Source organism: Lentzea xinjiangensis (genome assembly GCF_900110955.1).
Lineage (GTDB): Bacteria > Actinomycetota > Actinomycetes > Mycobacteriales > Pseudonocardiaceae > Lentzea > Lentzea xinjiangensis.
Genome location: NZ_FOFR01000017.1, coordinates 140,548 through 157,366, shown reverse-complemented (window position 1 = coordinate 157,366; position 16,819 = coordinate 140,548). Strand labels below are relative to the sequence as shown.

At 69.6% G+C, this 16,819-nt stretch carries 14 protein-coding genes and 2 tRNA genes; 3 read left to right on the top strand and 13 right to left on the bottom strand.

Features of this window, described 5'->3' with window-relative positions:
• Nucleotides 1-4: 4 nt before the first annotated feature.
• From BMW88_RS30175 to BMW88_RS30165, 3 genes are read right to left on the bottom strand one after another with little or no spacing between them, the layout of a single operon-like run.
• Nucleotides 5-808, bottom strand: a complete 804-nt coding sequence (locus BMW88_RS30175) for an ABC transporter permease (protein WP_245778164.1) — start codon at nucleotides 806-808, stop codon at nucleotides 5-7.
• On the bottom strand, nucleotides 793-1,713 hold the full coding sequence (locus tag BMW88_RS30170) for an ABC transporter permease (RefSeq protein WP_245778163.1): 921 nt from the start codon (nucleotides 1,711-1,713) through the stop codon (nucleotides 793-795). Before BMW88_RS30170 ends, BMW88_RS30175 begins: the two co-directional genes overlap by 16 nt.
• Nucleotides 1,710-2,831, bottom strand: a complete 1,122-nt coding sequence (locus tag BMW88_RS30165; RefSeq protein WP_245778162.1) for an ABC transporter substrate-binding protein — start codon at nucleotides 2,829-2,831, stop codon at nucleotides 1,710-1,712. Before BMW88_RS30165 ends, BMW88_RS30170 begins: the two co-directional genes overlap by 4 nt.
• Nucleotides 2,832-3,023: 192 nt before the next feature.
• Here BMW88_RS30165 and BMW88_RS30160 point away from each other — a divergent pair, with 192 nt between their 5' ends.
• Entirely contained in the window at nucleotides 3,024-3,425 is a 402-nt protein-coding gene (locus BMW88_RS30160; RefSeq protein WP_089957070.1) for a PPOX class F420-dependent oxidoreductase, read from the top strand.
• On the opposite strand, the gene BMW88_RS30155 is transcribed toward BMW88_RS30160, so the two are convergent.
• Nucleotides 3,420-4,349, bottom strand: a complete 930-nt coding sequence (locus tag BMW88_RS30155) for a hypothetical protein (RefSeq protein ID WP_089957067.1) — start codon at nucleotides 4,347-4,349, stop codon at nucleotides 3,420-3,422. The genes BMW88_RS30160 and BMW88_RS30155 overlap by 6 nt on opposite strands.
• 88 nt (nucleotides 4,350-4,437) lie before the next feature.
• Nucleotides 4,438-5,010, bottom strand: a complete 573-nt coding sequence (locus BMW88_RS30150; protein WP_089957065.1) for a vWA domain-containing protein — start codon at nucleotides 5,008-5,010, stop codon at nucleotides 4,438-4,440.
• 161 nt (nucleotides 5,011-5,171) lie between these two features.
• On the opposite strand from BMW88_RS30150, the gene BMW88_RS30145 reads away from it, so the two are divergent.
• Nucleotides 5,172-8,048: an AfsR/SARP family transcriptional regulator gene (locus tag BMW88_RS30145; RefSeq protein WP_089957062.1), complete on the top strand. Its 2,877-nt coding sequence runs from the start codon at nucleotides 5,172-5,174 to the stop codon at nucleotides 8,046-8,048.
• On the opposite strand, the gene BMW88_RS30140 is transcribed toward BMW88_RS30145, so the two are convergent.
• Complete coding sequence (locus BMW88_RS30140) at nucleotides 8,039-9,283, bottom strand: helix-turn-helix domain-containing protein (protein ID WP_089957059.1); 1,245 nt, start codon at nucleotides 9,281-9,283, stop codon at nucleotides 8,039-8,041. The two genes, BMW88_RS30145 and BMW88_RS30140, sit on opposite strands and share 10 nt — an antisense overlap.
• Before the next feature lie 105 nt (nucleotides 9,284-9,388).
• Complete coding sequence (locus BMW88_RS30135; protein ID WP_089957057.1) at nucleotides 9,389-9,568, bottom strand: hypothetical protein; 180 nt, start codon at nucleotides 9,566-9,568, stop codon at nucleotides 9,389-9,391.
• 218 nt (nucleotides 9,569-9,786) lie between these two features.
• Between BMW88_RS30135 and BMW88_RS30130 the strand changes: the two genes are divergently transcribed.
• The gene (locus BMW88_RS30130) at nucleotides 9,787-10,449 is read left to right on the top strand and encodes a hypothetical protein (RefSeq protein WP_089957054.1); all 663 of its coding nucleotides are present in this window, start codon (nucleotides 9,787-9,789) and stop codon (nucleotides 10,447-10,449) included.
• Nucleotides 10,450-10,489: 40 nt separating this feature from the next.
• Here BMW88_RS30130 and BMW88_RS30125 read toward each other — a convergent pair whose 3' ends face one another.
• From BMW88_RS30125 to BMW88_RS30100, 6 genes are all read right to left on the bottom strand, one after another.
• Nucleotides 10,490-13,675, bottom strand: a complete 3,186-nt coding sequence (locus BMW88_RS30125; RefSeq protein WP_089957051.1) for an ATP-binding protein — start codon at nucleotides 13,673-13,675, stop codon at nucleotides 10,490-10,492.
• Nucleotides 13,672-14,277 carry a hypothetical protein gene (locus BMW88_RS30120; protein ID WP_089957189.1) on the bottom strand — a complete coding sequence of 202 codons (606 nt, stop codon included), beginning with the start codon at nucleotides 14,275-14,277 and terminating at the stop codon, nucleotides 13,672-13,674. Before BMW88_RS30120 ends, BMW88_RS30125 begins: the two co-directional genes overlap by 4 nt.
• Nucleotides 14,278-14,288: 11 nt before the next feature.
• Complete coding sequence (locus BMW88_RS30115; RefSeq protein WP_089957047.1) at nucleotides 14,289-15,905, bottom strand: tyrosine-protein kinase family protein; 1,617 nt, start codon at nucleotides 15,903-15,905, stop codon at nucleotides 14,289-14,291.
• Between the two features lie 2 nt (nucleotides 15,906-15,907).
• Nucleotides 15,908-16,339 carry a TIR domain-containing protein gene (locus BMW88_RS30110; protein WP_245778161.1) on the bottom strand — a complete coding sequence of 144 codons (432 nt, stop codon included), beginning with the start codon at nucleotides 16,337-16,339 and terminating at the stop codon, nucleotides 15,908-15,910.
• Nucleotides 16,340-16,662: 323 nt separating this feature from the next.
• A tRNA-Val gene (locus tag BMW88_RS30105) sits at nucleotides 16,663-16,734 on the bottom strand.
• Between the two features lies 1 nt (nucleotide 16,735).
• Nucleotides 16,736-16,808 (bottom strand) — tRNA-Gly (locus BMW88_RS30100).
• Nucleotides 16,809-16,819: the final 11 nt, after the last annotated feature.

Here is a 16,819-nt window from a genome sequence, read left to right as displayed (position 1 = left end):
GGTGTCAGTTGCTCCCCGGCGAGGTTTCTTCTTCGGCGACGGCCTGACGGCGCCGCCTGCCGACGTGAGAGAGGGCGAACAGGAGGACGAACGCGAAGAGCAGGCACAGCAACGACACCGCGATGGACACGCCCGCGTTGCGCTTGCCGAGCAGGTTGACCTGCACCTGCAACGTGTCGAAGTTGAGCAGCGAGGCGATGGTGAACTCGCCGAGCACCAGTGCGACCGACAGCAGCGAGGCGCCGATGAGTGCGACGCGGATGTTCGGCACGACGACCTTCCACAGCACCGTGAACCACGACGCGCCGAGGCTGCGCGCGGCTTCGGCGAGCGTCTTCAGGTCGATCGCGGCGAGACCGGCGTCGATCGCGCGGTAGGCGAACGGCAGCACCAGGACCGCGTAGGCGAAGGTCAGCGTCAGCGGTGAGTCGCCGAGGAAGTAGTTCACCCACGCGTAGAGCGGTGCCATGCCGACCACCAGCACGATCGCGGGGATCGCGAGCGGCAGCAGGCACAGGAACTCCACGAGCCGCTGCAACAGGGGAAGCCGCAGCCGGATCCACGCCATCGTCGGCACGAGCAGCACCAGCATCAGCACCGCGCTCGTGACGGACAGCAGCAGCGAGTTGACGAGGGCCTCCATCAGCCCTTCGTCGTCGACGATGGACGTCCACGACTCGAGGCTGCGCTCCCCCGCCCTGCCGCGCGTGGAGAACTCCGCCATCGCGACCAGCGGCAGGACGAAGTAGCCGCCGAGGACGAGCAGGACGACCGCGCGCAGGACGCGCCGCCTCACCGGCGAACCCACTTGGCCACCTTCCTCTGCAGCAGCACGTTCACGCCCATCGCGACGCTGACGACGACCACCATGCCGAGCCCCAGCGCCTTGCCGAGGTTCTCCTGGCCGAGCACGACCTCGCCGGTGAGGAAGCCGCGGATCTGCAGCGGCACGATCGGACTGCCCTGCGAGACGAGCGCGGCGGCCGTGGCGTAGGCGCTGAAGGCGTTGGCGAACAACAGCAGCAGCGCGCCGAGGAACGGGGGCGTGAGGATCGGCCCGCCGACGTGGCGCCAGTACGTCCAGCTCGTGCCGCCGAGGCTCGCGTTCGCCTCGCGCCACTGCGGGCGCAGCCCGTCGAGCGCGGGCAGGAACACGATGACCATCAACGGGATCTGGAAGAACGTGTAGACCAGCGTCAGGCCCGGCAGCTCGAACAGCCACGCGCTGCCGGCGAACAGGTCGACGCCGGCGCTGTCGCGCAGGAACTTCGTGACGAGACCTTCGAAGCCGACCGTCGCGAGGAACGCGAACGCGAGCGGCACACCGCCGAACTGGGCGAGCACGCCGGACCCGGCGACGACGACCCTGCGCAGCACCCCGTCCGGGTTGCCGACCGCGATGGCCCACGTGAGCAGCGCTCCGCACACCGCGCCGATGACCGCGGTGAGCGCGGAGAGCTCGATGCTGCGCAGGAAGGCGTCGAAGACGACCCCGGTGAACAGCGTGCCGAGGTTGCCGAGCGTGAACGCGCCGTTCGAGTCCTGGAAGGCACCGACCAGCACGAGCACCGTGGGGTAGACGAGGAAGGTGCCGGCGAACGCGAGGAACGGCACCGCGACGAGCCAGGCGGCCGCGGATGGCCGACCGGCGGCCCCACCGGTCTTCCCGGTGGAACCGCCGGGCGTCGTCGCTGCGGGAGCGACGCTGGTCATCCGATGGCCTGGGCCCAGGTCGCGGTGAGGACGGCCTTGGCCTTGTCGGCCTGCGCCTGCGTCTGGAACACCTGCTTGCCGTCGGTCTTCGGCAGCTTGTCCTTCGCGGCCTTGTCCGCCCTGTCCCCCATCTTGTCCAGGCGGACCGGGCGGGACATGCCCTTCAGGTACAGGTTCTGGCCCTCGTCGGAGTAGAGGAACTCCTGCCACAGGCGCGCGGCCGCGGGGTGCGGCGCGTCCTTGTTGACGGCCTGGTTGTAGTAGGCGCCGATCTGCGCCTCGGCCGGGACGACGACCCTCCAGTCGAGCTTGCCCTTGAGCTTCTCGGTCTGGGCGGCGTTGGTGTAGTCCCAGTCGATGACGACGGGCGTCTGGCCGGACTCGATGGTCGCGGGCGACGGGTCGACCGGCTGGAAGTTGCCGGCCTGCTTGAGCTGCTTGAAGAACTCGACACCGGGAGCGATGTCGTCGGCGGAGCCGCCGTTGCCGAGCGCGGCCATCATGACGCCGGAGAACGCGGCGCCGGCCTGCGTCGGGTCGCCGTTGAGCGCGACCTTGCCCTTGTACTCGGGCTTGAGCAGGTCCTTGACGCTCGCCGGCGCCGGCACCTTCGCGGCGTCGTAGCCGATCGACATGAAGCCGCCGTAGTCGCCGTAGTAGGCGCCGTCCGCGTCCTTGAGCTCCGCGGCGATGTCGTCCCAGGTGCTGACCTTGTACGGGGCGAACATGTCCTTGTTGGCCAGCGCCACGTTCAGGCCGAGGTCGAACACGTCGGGGGCGCGGTCGTTGCCCTTGAGCTGCTTGGCGGCGTTGATCTCCTCCTGGCTGGAGGCGTCCGGCTGCGCGGAGTCCACCTCGATGCCGTACTTGGCCTCGAAGGCCTTGATGATCTCGCCGTAGTTCGCCCAGTCCGGGGGCAGCGCGATGACGTTGAGCTTGCCCTCCTTCTTGGCGGCCTCGACCAGCTTGTCCATCCCACCGAACTCGCTCGCCGACTTGGCGGTCGCGGCGGCGCCGGACTGCGTCTCCTGGGCGGGCGGGGCGCCGCAGGCCGCCACCGCCAGGACCAACGCGCTGACACCGATCAGTTTCGTGGTGACGTTCCCTCGCTTCAGCACAGGCGGAGGATTCGCGCGGGATGCTTTCGTTGTCAAGGCGGGCGCGCCGGTTGAGACCTTCTCGACTCCAACCGTGAATTCTCGATGTCGCAACGGTTGCCGGTGAACGCTTTCCGCGCTTCGCCCAGGTGCCGCACCGCGGTCCCGGCGCGCCTGCACGTCGAATTCGCGGATCCCTGGTCGTGTAGAGGCATGTTCACCGAAGAAGAGGTCGCCTACCTGCGCTCCCAGCCCCTGGCCCGCCTCGCCACGGTCAACGAGGACGGCGGGCCCGACGTCGTCCCGGTGGCGTTCGAGTACGACGGCGCCTGCTTCTGGGTCGGCGGCGCGGGCGAGCAGGTCCTCGCCACCCGCAAGTTCCGCAACATCACCGCGGGCCGCCGCCAGGTCTCGCTGGTGGTCGACGACCTGGTCTCGTTCGCCCCGTTCATCGCCCGCGCCATCCGCGTCTACGGCACCGCGGACGACCCGGTGCACCGCGCGGGTCTCGTCGGTCCCGGCCACTACTGCCGGATCACGCCGACGAAGGCGTGGGCGTGGAACATGGCCGGTGACCCCGTCGGCGAGACCTGGTACGAGCCGCGCCGGTCATGACGCCCGCCGGGCCGAGCACACCACCGACTCGCCCCACCGCGCGCCGTAGACCAGGCCGGGCAGCAGCCGCCGGAACCGCAGGTGGAGGTCCCCCGCCCGGTCCACGGCCTGCTGCAGCCCGTTCGGCTCGGCGCCGGAACGCCGCAACACCCCGTCGAACGTCCGCACGATCCGCTTGCGGTCCTGCCCGAACCGCAGGCGCAGGTCGAAGGCGTCACACGGCCGTTCGGGCACGTGCAGCACGCACGGATGCATCGCGTCGCGGTTGCGCAGGCGGTACCGGACCAGGAACTCGTGGGCCTTGCCGCGTGCGAGCGGTTCGGCGGGGAAGAGCACGAAGCAGGGACGTTCCGGCGCGGACCGGTCCTGCATCGTGCCGCCGTACAGCAGATGCACGTCCACGTCCCGCCTGCGCGCCGGGAACACGGGGGCGAACTCCAGCGACTCCACACCGTCCTGGTCGGCGACGACCTGGTAGCGCTCCAGCACCTCCGGCTGCTCCTCGTCCAGCGAGACCGACACGACCAGCTCCGCGACGTGCCAGCCGCCGTCGTCGCGCCGCGTGGTCGTCGCCGCCAGGTCGGCCAGCTGGTCGACCGCCTCGTCGACGCGGCGGCGCACGGTGCGGGCGTCCCGGTCGATCGCCATCGCCACCCAGTTGACGCGCTCCTGGTAGAGCGGGTGCCGGATCTCCGGGGCGAGGCCGAACGCCGCCCGCGCGGCGAGCTGGAGGTCCTCCGGCAGCTGCTCGACCAGCTCGGTCAGCCTCGTGACGAGCTTCTGCCTGGCGGCCGCCGGCCCGTCGGCGCCGGTGATCCCGCACGCGGCGGCCAGGGCGGGGCCCACCTTGTCCACGATCCGCCCGGCGTGCACACCCCGTCCTTTGCGCAGTGTCTTCAGCTCGCGGACCAGGTTCGTCGTCATCTCCGCTCTCCTCCCCTTGCGCACTCACGTGCGGCGGAGGCAGGTTGCGTCGACCGTGTGGACGAGAAGTGGACACGCCGTGGATCCGTCAGATGTGCTCCGGCCGTTGAGCCGTCCGCGCCACCGAGGAAGCCAGCGCGATGCCGAGCCGCACCCCGTCGCGGCCGAGGAAGACCCGCGACGTGCCGATCCGGTCCAGCGCCCGCCGGTCGACGGCACCGAGCCCGAACGCGATCATCACCGGGCACGACGCCGTGGCGGTGAGCCGCGCCAGGGCCGCGGGCCAGGTCGGATCCGTCGCCCTGCCGTCGGAGACGAAGAACAGCACCGGCCGGCGGACCCGGACCCCCTGCGCCTTCAGGTCTCCCACATCGCGCTCGACGGTGGTCCGGACGAGCGTGAAAGCGGCGCCGAAGTCGGAACCCTGCTCCTGCCGCGGCCGGACCGGTTCCGCGGGGTCGAGCGCGGGCAGCAGGGGCCGCACGACCAGCGGTCTTTCCGCGAAGACGACCACGCAGAGCCGAATCTCCGCGCCGGCCCGCCGATCCGAGTGCACCACCCCGCGGAACTCGCGCATTCCGGCGTTCACCTCGTCGATGTGGTCGGTCATCGAGAACGACACGTCGCAGACCAGGTAGCACGGCAACACGTCCGAAACCATCCGTCTTCCCCTCACCACAAAGAGTGCTACGAAGAACCGTTACCGGATCGCGTTGATCAAACGTGGACAAAAAGCGGATTCGCTGACACGTCAACGGGCCGTTGCGCGACATTCCACCCAGACGCACGCTCGGACACCGAGGAGGCAGTGTGGAATTTCGAATGCTGGGTCCGCTGGAGGCGTGGCACGACCACACCTCCGTTCCGTTGGGAGACCAGCAACAACGCTTCATCCTCGTCGTGCTCCTGTTGCACGCGAACAAGCCCGTGTCACCCGAACGGCTCACCGAGGTCGTGTGGCCCGACAACCCCGAGCGCAGGACGCTGGTCCGCGGTTACATCAACAAGCTGCGCAAGGCGTTCGAGGGCACCGGCACGTCGATCGAGACGACCGCGACCGGGTACGTGCTGCGCGTGCGGGAAGAGGACGTCGACACCGTCCGCTTCGACCGGCTGCGCTCGGCCGCCGCGCGGGCCTCGCAGGACAACGACCAGCGCCGGGCCATCGACCTGCTGCGCGAGGCGGTGGCGTTGTGGCGCGGCCGGTTCCTGGAGGACATCGACATCGACCGGGTCGGTGGCGCCGAGGTGATCGTGCCCGACGAGAGCTACCACGACGCGCTCGGTGACCTGGCCGACCTCGAACTGGTCACGGGCGACCACCGGTCGGCGCGGGACCGGATGCGCCGCGCGGTCCGCACCTCGCCGGACAACCAGAAGTACGCCGAGCTCCTGATGCGCGCGTTGATCGCCGGCGGCGACCGGGCGGGCGCGATCCGGGTCTTCGACTCCGCCTCGGACGCCCTCGCCGAGTTCGGCATCGAACCGGGAACCGTGCTGCGCAACCTCGCGGAACGCGCCCGGCGCGGTGAACCGGTCAGCTCGCTGCCCTCCCGCCCCGGCAAGTTCACCGGCCGGTCGGCCGAGCTGGCCGAGATCGAGGCCGCCGCCGCCGGCTCGGACGAACGGCGGGCGGTGTGGATCAGCGGCGCGCCCGGCGTCGGCAAGTCGGGCCTCGCCGTGGAGGCGGCGCACCGCCTGCGCCACCGGTTCCCGGACGGGCAGCTCCTGGTGCGCCTCAACGGGTTCACGCCGAACGTCGCACCGATGCCGGTCTCGGAGGCGCTGACCCAGCTGCTCCTGGAGCTGGGCGTGCCCGCCGAGCAGATCCCCGACACGGTGGGCCGCAAGGCAACGCTCTACCAGACCCAGCTCTACGGCACGAAAACGCTGGTGGTGCTGGACAACGCGGCTTCTCCCGAGCAGGTCCGGCCGCTGCTGCCGGAGACCCGCGACTGCTTCGCCCTGGTCACGAGCAGGAAGATGGGCGAGCCGGACATCGGCGAGCACGTGCGGCTGGCACCGCTGCCGCCGCGGGAGGCGTCGGCGCTGTTCGAGAAGCTCACCGGCCCGTTCCGCGTGCGGGGCAGGGCTGCGGACGTGGCGGGGCTGGTGAAGCGCTGCGGCTACCTGCCGGTGTCGATCACCGTCGCGGCGGCGTTGCTGCGCAAGCACGACAGGTGGTCGCTGGACCACCTGCTCGGCCAGCTCGACGACACCGGGTCGTGGCAGGACGGTGGCGCCGCGGTCCACGCCTCCTACCGGCAGCTCGACGACGACCAGCAGCACGTCTTCCGCCTGTTCGGGCACCTGCCGGGCCCCGACGTCGACCTCGTCGGCGCGGCGGCCCTCATCGGCCGCGACGTCGCCGACACCCGCAAGCTGCTCTACGACCTGCACGAGGTCTGCCTGCTCGAGGAAGTCGCGCCGGACCGCTACCAGATGCTCGACTCGGTCAAGGAGTTCGCCGCCGCCGGACCTCCGGACGAGGAGGCGTTGGCGCGGTTGTTCGACTTCTACCTCGTGACCCTGGCGAACGCGGGGAGCGCCGCCTACCCGTTCGACCGCACCGTCCAGCCGCCGGTGGACCGGGAGAGCCCGCTCGGCCTGCGGTTCACGCGCGAGGACGAGGCGGTGGGGTGGATCGCCGCCGAGCGCGACAACCTGATGGCCGCCATCCGGCTAGCGGGTCCGGATCACGCGTGGCACCTGGCCGCGTTGATCTGGCGGCACTTCAACACCACGAACCGCTTCGAGGACTGGATCGACGTCGTCAGCACCGTCCGGCCGGACGGCGACCACGGCCGGGCGCACCTGCTGGTCCGCCTTTCCACCGCGCACGACCGGTGCGGCCGGCACGCCGAGGCACTCGGCTTCGCCGAGCAGGCGTCGCGGTGCTTCGCCCGGCTCGGCGACGTGCCCGGCGAGGCCGCGGCGCTGTGCGCGCTCGCGGTGTCCGCCATGCAGCTCGGCGACCACGACAAGGCGGTGCGGCATTACGAGGCCGCGCTGGCGAAGTACGAGCAGTGCGCCGACCTGCGCGGGCAGGGGCACGCGCTCAGCATGCTCGGCTACCTCAACGAACAGCACCGCCGGTACGAGGTGGCGATGCGGCAGCAGGAGAGGGCGGTGGTCCTCCTGCGCCAGGCCGGGCACCTGCAGGGGCTCGCCCACGCGGTGAACAACCTCGGCGCGATTCGCCAGCACCTCGGGATGCTCGACGAGGCCATCCCCGACCACTTCGAGGCGCACGAGATCGCGCTGGAGCTCGGCGACCTGTGCGTGGCGGCCTACGCGTTGACCAACATCGCCGACGCCCACCGGCTCGCGGGACGGCTTCCCGAAGCGCTGCACCACCACGACCTCGCGACGAAGGCGGCCGCCGGGCTGGCCGACGCGGACCTGCAGGCGAGGCTCTACCGCGACCGGGCGGCCACCGAGTTCGACCGCGGTGACCTGCACGCGGCGCTGAAGCTCTACCGGACGTTGCTCGACATGGCGACCGGCACGGGCAACCGCACCCACAGGTCGCATGGCGAGATCGGCGTCGCCCGCACGATGCACGCGCTGGGCATGCACGCCGACGCCGTGGCGCACTGGGACACCGCCGAGGCGGTGTTCCGCGAGCTCGGCCAGCCGGAGGCGGAGGAGGTGCGGGCCGAACGGGCGGCGCTGACCTGCGCGTGCGCTCAGCGGTGAGCCAGCAGGCGCTTCAGCTCCGGGTAGATCTCGCGCACCGCACCGTGGTTGTGCCACCGGCCCAGGGTCCTGGCGAGCTGGCGCAGGCCGGTCCGCACCGTCGCGGAGTCGACGTGCGCCGCGTCGTCCAGGACCTCGGCGAGCGTGCGGCAGCTCTCGTCGACCTCGCCCGACAACGCGTGGGCGAGCGACCGCCTGGTGCCGAAGCGGGCCCGGCTCCGGCGCGACGTCACCGGCACCAGGGCGAGCTGCCGCTCCAGCAAGGCCGCCGCCTCGGCGTTGCGCCCGAGATCGGACAACGCCCAGCCCCTGGCCAGTTCCAGCGGATCGGGAGCGCTCGGGCCGAGCGCCGGGTAGGGGCTGTCCGCCGGGACGGACTCCATCCGCTGTGCCGCCAGGTCGAAAGCGCGTCCGGCGGCACTCCTGTCCCCCGCGAGCGCGTGTCCCTGCGCCTCCCGCCGCGCGGCCAGCGCGAGGACCCGTGAGCCGGCCCGGCCGATCCACTGGGCCTGCTGCGCGAGGCTGATCGTGGCGGCCGCGTCCTGGCGGTAGAGCGCGAGACCGGCTTCCCGCACGAACGCGTAGCTCGCGATGTCCGGGTCTCCCGCCGCGCGGGAGAGCTCGGAGGCGTGCCTCGTCCACCACAGCGCGCCCTGCTCGTCACCCGCCTCCTGGCACATCCAGCCGGTGTACTCGGCGATGCGCCCGGCGAGCCGCAGCAGCCGCACGCCGACCGGTCCGGTGTCCTCCCTGGCCATCCCGTGCACCGCCTGCTGCAAGGCCTTCAGCGGTTCGAGGACCACCCGCGGGCTGGTGCGCAGCCCGAGGCCCCGCAGCTCCTCGAACGAGGTGCGCATCCCGGCGATCACCTGTTCGTCCGGCACCGGCCGCTGCCCACCGCCGGTGAGCGCCCCGACGCCGAGCATCGTCCCGGCCACCAGCACCCGGCGCCGCCCCAGCCCCTGACCGTTGCTCAGGGGCCCGTTGCGCGGGGGTTCGTTGCGCGGGGGTTCGTTGCGCAGGGATCCGTTGAGCAGGGCGGCCTCGACGAGCCGGCCACCGACGTCCAGCACGCCGTCGCACAGCCGCGCCACCGTCGGCGTCGGCGGTTTCAGGTCGTTCTCGATCTTGCTCAGATAACCCTTGCTGTAGTGGATCAGCTTGGCCAACTGCCCCATCGACAGTCCCGCCGCGACGCGGTGTGCGCGCAACAACTCACCAAAAGTTTCGGACATGGTCGCCTCCCGCTCCGGCGTGCACCGAGTACACCATCCCCACCGTTGTGCCGCAATCGCCCCGGCCGTTTCGAGAAATGGCCGGGGCGCGCATTCGCGGCTAGCTCACCCGTGCCAGGGGTTTCCGCCACCGTCCTGCGTTTCCGTGGTGGTGGTCGTGGTGGGAGGCTGCGGCGGCGCCTCGTCCGCGTTGGCCGCGACGCCGCCGGAAACGGAAGCGGCGACCGCGATGGCCGTCAGCAGCGTGGTGACACCGGCAGCGAAAATGGACACGGTTTTGGACATGGCGAACCCTCCGAAGGGAATCGGATTTCATTTCTGGATTTCGCCCGCCGGATGCGGGCTCCCTTCGAGCATTCGTCTTCGAAAAGCGCGGAACCAGGTGTTTCCCGTTGCCCACCGAGGTGGTCAACACCTCCACTCCTGATCCACTTCCGGTCAACACCGGCAGTGCACCCTGCCCGCACCCGGCCGCCGGCCGGGGAGTCATCAGGGAGGTTGGAGTGACCGAATCCACGAGCTACGACATCGCCGTGTCGTTCGCCGAGGAGCAGCGCGCCGTGGTCGACGAGGTGGTCGAGGCGTGCCGTCAGCGCGGTCTGACCGTGCTGGAGAGCAACGACCTGCCGCAGGCGGAAGTGCGCTTCCTCGTGCCGTTCGTGTCCACCGCGGGTGAGGTGGACAGCGACCACGAGCACGTCCTGCCGGTGCTCACCGGCGAAACCACGGCGTCGTCGCCGCACGTGACGTTCCTACGCGCGGACGAGCACCTGGTCGACACCTTGGTGGCCCGCGTCGAGGCCGCCGAGACGGCGGGCCGCGGCCGGGTCCCCGTGACCGACCTGGTGACCGCGCTCAAGCAGCCGGCCCGGCAGGCCCCGTTCAGCGGCCACGCCGAGCAGAACGCCGCCCTGCGCCGGCTGGCCGAGCAGTTCGCGGCGGCCTCACCCGCGCTCGCGAAGCGCGGCCTCGCCGGCACCATGCACATGGGCGGCACCACGGTCGCGGTGCGCGTCGAACGTGCGGAAGACACGGTGTACGCACTCGAAGTGCGCCGTGACGGCGTCAACGACGACATCGTGAACTTCGTCGTCCTCGGCGGCTCCACCGAGCAGTTCTCCACGCTGTGGCAACGGATCGAGGACATGCTCAGCACCACCGCGTGACACGCGAAAAGGGCGGTGCCCCTCGAGGCACCGCCCTTTCTCATCCCTGCCGCGCTCGGTCGACGACCTCCTCCAGCCGCAGCGGACTGGGCGGGTGGTGGCTCAGGCACAGCGGCGCCCGCATCCGCCGGAACCCGAACGTGTCCCCGGTGACGTAGAACTGCCCGCGCTCGAGCCGCGAGATGTCCGCGATCGAACTCCCCTTGGCCCGCGCCATGTCCGTGGCCGCGGCGATCTGCGCAGGACTGTTCAGCCGCCCGAAGAACTGCGTGGTGGCGTTACCGGTGACCTGGTTGTGCACCCCCTTGGGCGCCTGCGTCGCGAGCAGCAGCCCGAGCCCGTACTTGCGCGCCTGCGAGGCCAGCAGGATGGTGGTCTGCGTACTGGCGGTGGCCTGCCCGGAAGGCGCGATCGTCTGCGCCTCGTCCATCACCATCAGCCCCCCGAGCGGCCGGTCCACCGCCGGGTTGCGCTTGACCCAGGCGAACACCTCGAGCTGCAACTGGCTGATGAACCCCTGCCGCTGCTCGTCGGACGGCAACCCGATGAAACTGATCACCGAAACCCGCGCCCGCTTCCCCGCGGCCGGCGTCAGCAACACCCCGGGATCCGTGGGCTCGCCCTGCCCGCCCAGCAGCGGATCGTTGACCATCGCGGCCCGCAACGTCTCAGCGAGATCAGCCGCCGTGGCCACCGCGGAGTACAACTTGCTGACCCCCTCCGGCAACTCGGCCAACAGGTCCACGAACCCGTTGAGATCCCGCCGATCGTTGCGCGCGTAGTGCTTCAACGCCTCCTTGAGCACAGCACGCCCTCGAACAGCGAACTTCGTCCCGTTGGCAATGCGCGCATGAGGCACCAGCCGAGCCACCGCGGCCTCGATCGCCGCACCGAACTCGTCCTCGTCCCCCCGAACCTCGGCGAAGTCGGGCAACGGGTGAAAGCTCAAGGGCCGCCCACTGGCCCGCCCCGGCGTCCACACCACGACCTCGGTGTTCGCGAGGTACTCGGCAGCCGCGTCCCGATCCCCCGGCAACCACTCCCCCGGCGGCACGGGCCACGCGTCCCCGAGCCGCGCCAGGTCGTTGTTGGGATCGAGCACGATCGCCGAGACCCCCTGCAACGCACACTCTTCGACGATCCGGCGCAACAACACCGTCTTGCCGCTACCGGACCCGGCGAACACGATCGCGTGTTTGCGCAACGACTCGAGCTGGATCCGGATCTCGCCGTCCATCCCGAGCACGATCTCACCCGCCCGCGCGGCCTGCCCCGGCTTCTCCACCGACGCCTGCGGCTGCGCTTCTTCCGGCCGCGCTTCCTGCTGTGCCTGCTTTTTCGGCTGTGCCTGCGAGACGTCGGGCTTCGGCTCGGGCGGAGGGCGCGTCTCCTGGTGTCCGCTCCTGTTCCCGGTCCTCGCCGGATCCGGCAGGATCGACTTCAGGAACGTGCTGCTGCTGGCCGGTTTGCGCGCCACCAGCCACGCGAGCAGCTGATGCGTCTGCGACGACCACATCTCCTTGAGCGCGATGAACGTGCGCAAGTCGTCATCGGACACGTCGATGCTCTTGCCGCCGCGCTTCTCGAACTCCGCGACCTCGCCCCTGGTCTTCGCGCCGGTCCAGCCCTGGGAACCGTTGCGGATCAGGACGAGGTGCCGGCCGCGGCCGGCCTCGGCGGCCGCCCGCGCGTCCCGCAACCTGCGCAGCACGCGGTTGCCGTGGCTGCTCGCGATGAGCCGGAAGACCCAGCGCTCCTCGACGTCACGTTCTTCGTCCACGGTGTGCCGGAGGCTCGCGTGCAGGCTGTTGTCCTGGGACTGGGGCTCGGGGTACCACGCCAGATCGTCGTTGCCGATCTCGGTGACCCATGACCGCAGTCCCGCCAGCAACAACGCCGGCACCACGTCGTCCTCGTTGTGCGGCCTGACATCCGCGGCGGCGAGCGCCGCCTTCTCCCGCAACCGCTGGAACTTGACGTCGAGCTCGGCGAGGTAGTCCGGTTCAGGACCTGCCTGCGGTGTGAACGAGACCGTCGGCGCGGGCACCTCCTCCTGCTCCGGCTCCTGGAACGAGCGCAGCTCGCGGACCTCACCGTGCAGGCAGGCCTCCGCGTGGGAGTGGACGCGCTTGAGCAAGGTGCGCGGCGTCTCCATCTGCCAGTCGGCGCCGAAAGCTTCCGGCGCCACCGGCCAGGTCGGGTGGGGAGGCGTGATCCCGTGGCTCCGGTAGATCACCGCGAGCCACTTCTCCACCAGCGTCCTGGCGACCTCGGGATCGGCGATGGCGCCTAGGACCGGCGTCAGCGTGAACCGGTCGCCCACCGTGTCGCTGGCGGCCTTGCGCAGCTTGGTCCACGTCGTGGGCAGGCACGCGACGATCGTCAACGTCCGCCGGGTGATCTCGCGCAGCTGCATCAACCCGTCCGAGATGAGCGCGAGCTCCCGCGCCTCCTCGGGACTGAGGTCGTCCTCGATGAGGTCCTGGGTCTTGTTGACCACGGTGTCCAGCTGGTCGATCGCGATCACGCAGGGACCGGTCATCGCGAGAACGCGTGAGATGTCCCGCACGACCTGTTGCGATGACTTCGTTTTGGCCGACAGACCCCACTCACGGCGCTCGCCCACCTCGTCGTCCAGTCCCTCGAGGTAGTTCCGGCCGATCGACGAGTGCTTGGACGCGTACAGCACCAGCGCACGGATCACCTCCTCGCACTCGTTCGCGATCCGCAGGTCCACCTTGCGCAGCCCGTCGACGAGAGCACCCAGGTGCTCGGGCGTGAGCGACGCCTCGTTCACGATCGCCCTGGTGGTCTCCTCCGGCAGGTCGGCCCCGCGGCAGAGCTGCCGCAGCAGAACGATGATCTGCAGCTCGCCGCTGTCATCGGTCCTGAGCAGCTCGCTGCGCATGGCGTTGGCGACGTCGTCCCAGAACATCGGCGCGGAGGTGATCTCGATCAGGAAGAAGTAGCCGCCGGTCTCCTGCACCATGGTGCGCACCGTGCCGAGCAGGTGGGTCTTCCCCACGCCCTTGCGCCCCTGCAGGACGAGCCCGATGGGGTTGGAGCCGGCGCTGTCCCTGGCGTCCGCGATGGCGGTCCTGATGCGGTGCTCCGCCCTGGTGTGCAGACCGTCGACGTGCGAAGGCGAGGTGCGCCAGACGTCGTCCGGGGTCTCGGCGGAGTTGAACCGCAAGGCCGCCAGCGCCTCGCGCAGCTGAGCGGTCATGACTCCTCCATGGCCACGAGGTGCAGGTCCTCGCTACCGACCCGCAAGGCCGCGGCGTGGTCCTCCGCGGTGAGCACCTTGGTGTTGGACTCGGGCGCCAGGTGCACGGTCCCGGTCTTCATCATCTTCACCAGCGTCTCGTCGACCTCGGCCTTCTCCGCGCCGTTGAGCCGCGGCCGGATGCGCGCGAGCCGGATCCAGTCCTGCGGTTCGACCGCCAGTTCCTCGTAGACGGACCGGATCAACGACTCGAGGTCCCGGACGCTGAAGGCCTCGGTGAGGAGACCTCGCTCATCGAGGAACCTCAGGACGAACTGCAGAACGTCGGCATGCACCCGAGCCAACGGCCCCGAGCGCGTCGGCGGCTCGCCTCCGCGCAGGTCCGACCGACACCAGTCGCGTCCCTTGTCGGTGATCTCGTGCACCAGCCGCCTGGCTTCTTTGGACGTCTGGAGGAGCCCGTCGGAGTTGAGCACCTCCCGTTCCTTGGGCTGGAGCCTGATCTTGTACTGGCTCACCAGCTCGGTGTTGGGGATCGCCCGGTTTTCCAGCATCAGCCGCAGCAGTGCCGCTCTCGCGCCAGGCCCGTACTTCTCCGGCATCACGCCGCCTCTCAATCGGTGAACGCGGTGAGTCGTCGATCGATCCGGGCGAGCAGGGCACCCACCACGGCTCGCAGTTCAGGTGGCATCGCGGTCAGGGAGCCATTGCCGCGCGTCTTGCTGATGAGCACGAGATCGGCCGAGTGGTCGAGCAACAGCTCCATGTCACCGCTGTCGAGCGCCGCCGCCATGCCGCGCACGGTCTCCTGCACGAGCGCGAACCTGCCGGCGTAGGGCATCTGTTCCGGAAGACCGCGCAACGCGGTCGCAGCCGTCATCAACGCGTCGTGGTTCGACTCGTTCTCAGGGGTGCCTTGGATGAGGGTGTGGAGCTGACGCGCGACCAGCGCCGGGCTCGAACCGAGCTCCAGGCGCCGCAGGTTGCGCAGGAAGCCCGGGAGCCGATCTCGGTCCGTGTTCTTCGACAGCACGCAGAAGAGCTGCCGCTGGCCACCTTCCGGGCCGATCGCGTGCCGCAGGAAGCGTTCTGCCTCGGTGATCTGCCACCGGCTGGCCTCGCCGTCCACCAGCAGGCACAGGTGCTCGGCCGGCACGCCGGTCCGCTGCAGGATCTCGGGGTCGCCCGACACCGAACGCTCGGCCCGCACACCGAGCGAGTTCAGTTCGACGATGAGTTCCTCGGTGGCTCTCAACAGTGTTCGTGGACTGGACACGAGGAGGTCGAGGTCGAAGTCCCGGTGGTGGTTGCGGGCGGCCGCGACGTAGGCGTCGCGGTTGTCCTCCAGCACGTCGGTCCGGTCGAACCCCTGCGCGATCACCGCGGCGATGGTCTCCAGCGCGTACGAGATCTGGTCCGGGGAGGGGACCGGTTCTTCCAGCACCGGCAGCTGCTCGCCGAAACTCCAGTAGGAGACGTACGGCACCGTGAGGTGCCGGAGCATGAGGTTCTCCGGAACGCTCTTGACCAGCCAGTTCTCGAACAGCGGGGCGACCGCCTTGGCGCACTTGCGCTGCCACATGTCCGCGCGCTCGTACTCCACCCGGTTGTCCAGGCGCGACAGCACGGGGAGCACGGTGTGCCGAGGCCGGTCGTAAGGCATCCGGTCTCTCGCGTCATCGGCACGCCGGGTGATGTCCACGACCTCGTCGAGGTTCTGGTCGTTGGCCGTGAAGACGACGACCAGACGATCCGGCAGGTGGGCGGTGCAGATGCTCGCGATGTCGGAGATGCCGGTCCTGCTGTCGATCAGGACGAAGTCGTGCTCCGCGGTCCAGATGTCGCGGCACACCTCGAGGAAGTTCGCGAACCCCTGCTCGTACAGCCTTTCCCAGTCGATCGACTGCATCCGCCCCATGTAGGTGCGGTCCATCTTCCCCGCTGCGAGCAGCGAGAGGGCGCCGTTGCCTTCGACGGCGGCCTTGAGAATGTGCGGAGCGGGCCTCTTGGCGCCCGAGAGGAAGTCGTCCGCGAGATCGATCACGCCCCCGCGAGGTGCCTCCGGCAGGATCGGCGCGAAGTAGTGGTGGAGACCGGGAGCTTCCAGGTCCCAGTCGATCGTCAGCACCCGATAACCCCACCGGGCGAGCAGCACCGCGATGTTGGCCATGGTGAAGCTGCGCCCGACGCCGCCCTTGTAGGAGTAGAAGGTGATGACGGTCCCAGCCATGGTCAGAACCTCGGTATCTGCGGCGGCGGCATGAGCGGGGGTTCCGGTGGATCGACGTCAGGCCAGTCCGACCGCCACGGCGGCACCTGGTTGGCGAGCCGCACCAGGTCCGCGGCCAAGTTGTTGACGCGTGTGTGAAACCGGAGGTACTTCCGGCTCTGCTGATAAACGGGATCCGGATGGGCCACGTCCTTGAAATCCACCCAGGAACGCTCTTTCTCCTCGATCGGGAAGTTCTCGGAGTCGGAGTAGAGAATCGGGTAGATCAGCCCCTGCGAGACCTCCAGGCTGGCGAGGCCCAGCATCTGCTCCCTGGCCCGCATGCTGTTCTGCTCGGCCATGCACCAGCGCGACTCGTAGTACTGCGGCGTGAGGAGCTGGATCATGATCTTGCTGTGCCGCAGCGCGTCCCGCAGGTTCGACGGCCAGTGCACGCCCGTTCCATCGACCGGTCGACGTACACCTTGGGAGTCGGCGCGTACTGGTCGGCCAAACATTCCCTGAGCTTGTCGAGGAAATGGTTCAGCAGCCATCTCTGCACGCTGCCGTATCGGCAGTAGCTGATGAAGAAGTCGTACTTGTAGCCGGACACGACACTGAACAGTAGATGCGATCAACGCGCGATAAAAGACAAAAAAGTGGGCATTTTCGGCTGTTTCGACCAATAAATTGGACAAAAACTGGACCGCGCACCGACCAGAGTCAGTACAGCAGGAAGCCCCCGATCGTGTCCGATCGAGGGCTTCCTGACGAAGAGTGGACGATACTGGGATTGAACCAGTGACCCCTACCGTGTCAAGGTAGTGCTCTCCCGCTGAGCTAATCGTCCGAGCGGATGACGAGACTCGAACTCGCGACCCTCACCTTGGCAAGGTGATGCGCTACCAACTGCGCTACATCCGCGTGCCCCCCGG

What these genes read in the sequence shown, in the direction of transcription:
- BMW88_RS30170 (WP_245778163.1), bottom strand. Translation starts at nt 1,713, where the DNA reads ATGACCAGCGTCGCTCCCGCAGCGACGACGCCCGGCGGTTCCACCGGG.
- BMW88_RS30160 (WP_089957070.1), top strand. Translation starts at nt 3,024, where the DNA reads ATGTTCACCGAAGAAGAGGTCGCCTACCTGCGCTCCCAGCCCCTGGCC.
- BMW88_RS30155 (WP_089957067.1), bottom strand. Translation starts at nt 4,349, where the DNA reads ATGACGACGAACCTGGTCCGCGAGCTGAAGACACTGCGCAAAGGACGG.
- BMW88_RS30150 (WP_089957065.1), bottom strand. Translation starts at nt 5,010, where the DNA reads ATGGTTTCGGACGTGTTGCCGTGCTACCTGGTCTGCGACGTGTCGTTC.
- BMW88_RS30145 (WP_089957062.1), top strand. Translation starts at nt 5,172, where the DNA reads ATGCTGGGTCCGCTGGAGGCGTGGCACGACCACACCTCCGTTCCGTTG.
- BMW88_RS30140 (WP_089957059.1), bottom strand. Translation starts at nt 9,283, where the DNA reads ATGTCCGAAACTTTTGGTGAGTTGTTGCGCGCACACCGCGTCGCGGCG.
- BMW88_RS30135 (WP_089957057.1), bottom strand. Translation starts at nt 9,568, where the DNA reads ATGTCCAAAACCGTGTCCATTTTCGCTGCCGGTGTCACCACGCTGCTG.
- BMW88_RS30125 (WP_089957051.1), bottom strand. Translation starts at nt 13,675, where the DNA reads ATGACCGCTCAGCTGCGCGAGGCGCTGGCGGCCTTGCGGTTCAACTCC.
- BMW88_RS30120 (WP_089957189.1), bottom strand. Translation starts at nt 14,277, where the DNA reads ATGCCGGAGAAGTACGGGCCTGGCGCGAGAGCGGCACTGCTGCGGCTG.
- BMW88_RS30115 (WP_089957047.1), bottom strand. Translation starts at nt 15,905, where the DNA reads ATGGCTGGGACCGTCATCACCTTCTACTCCTACAAGGGCGGCGTCGGG.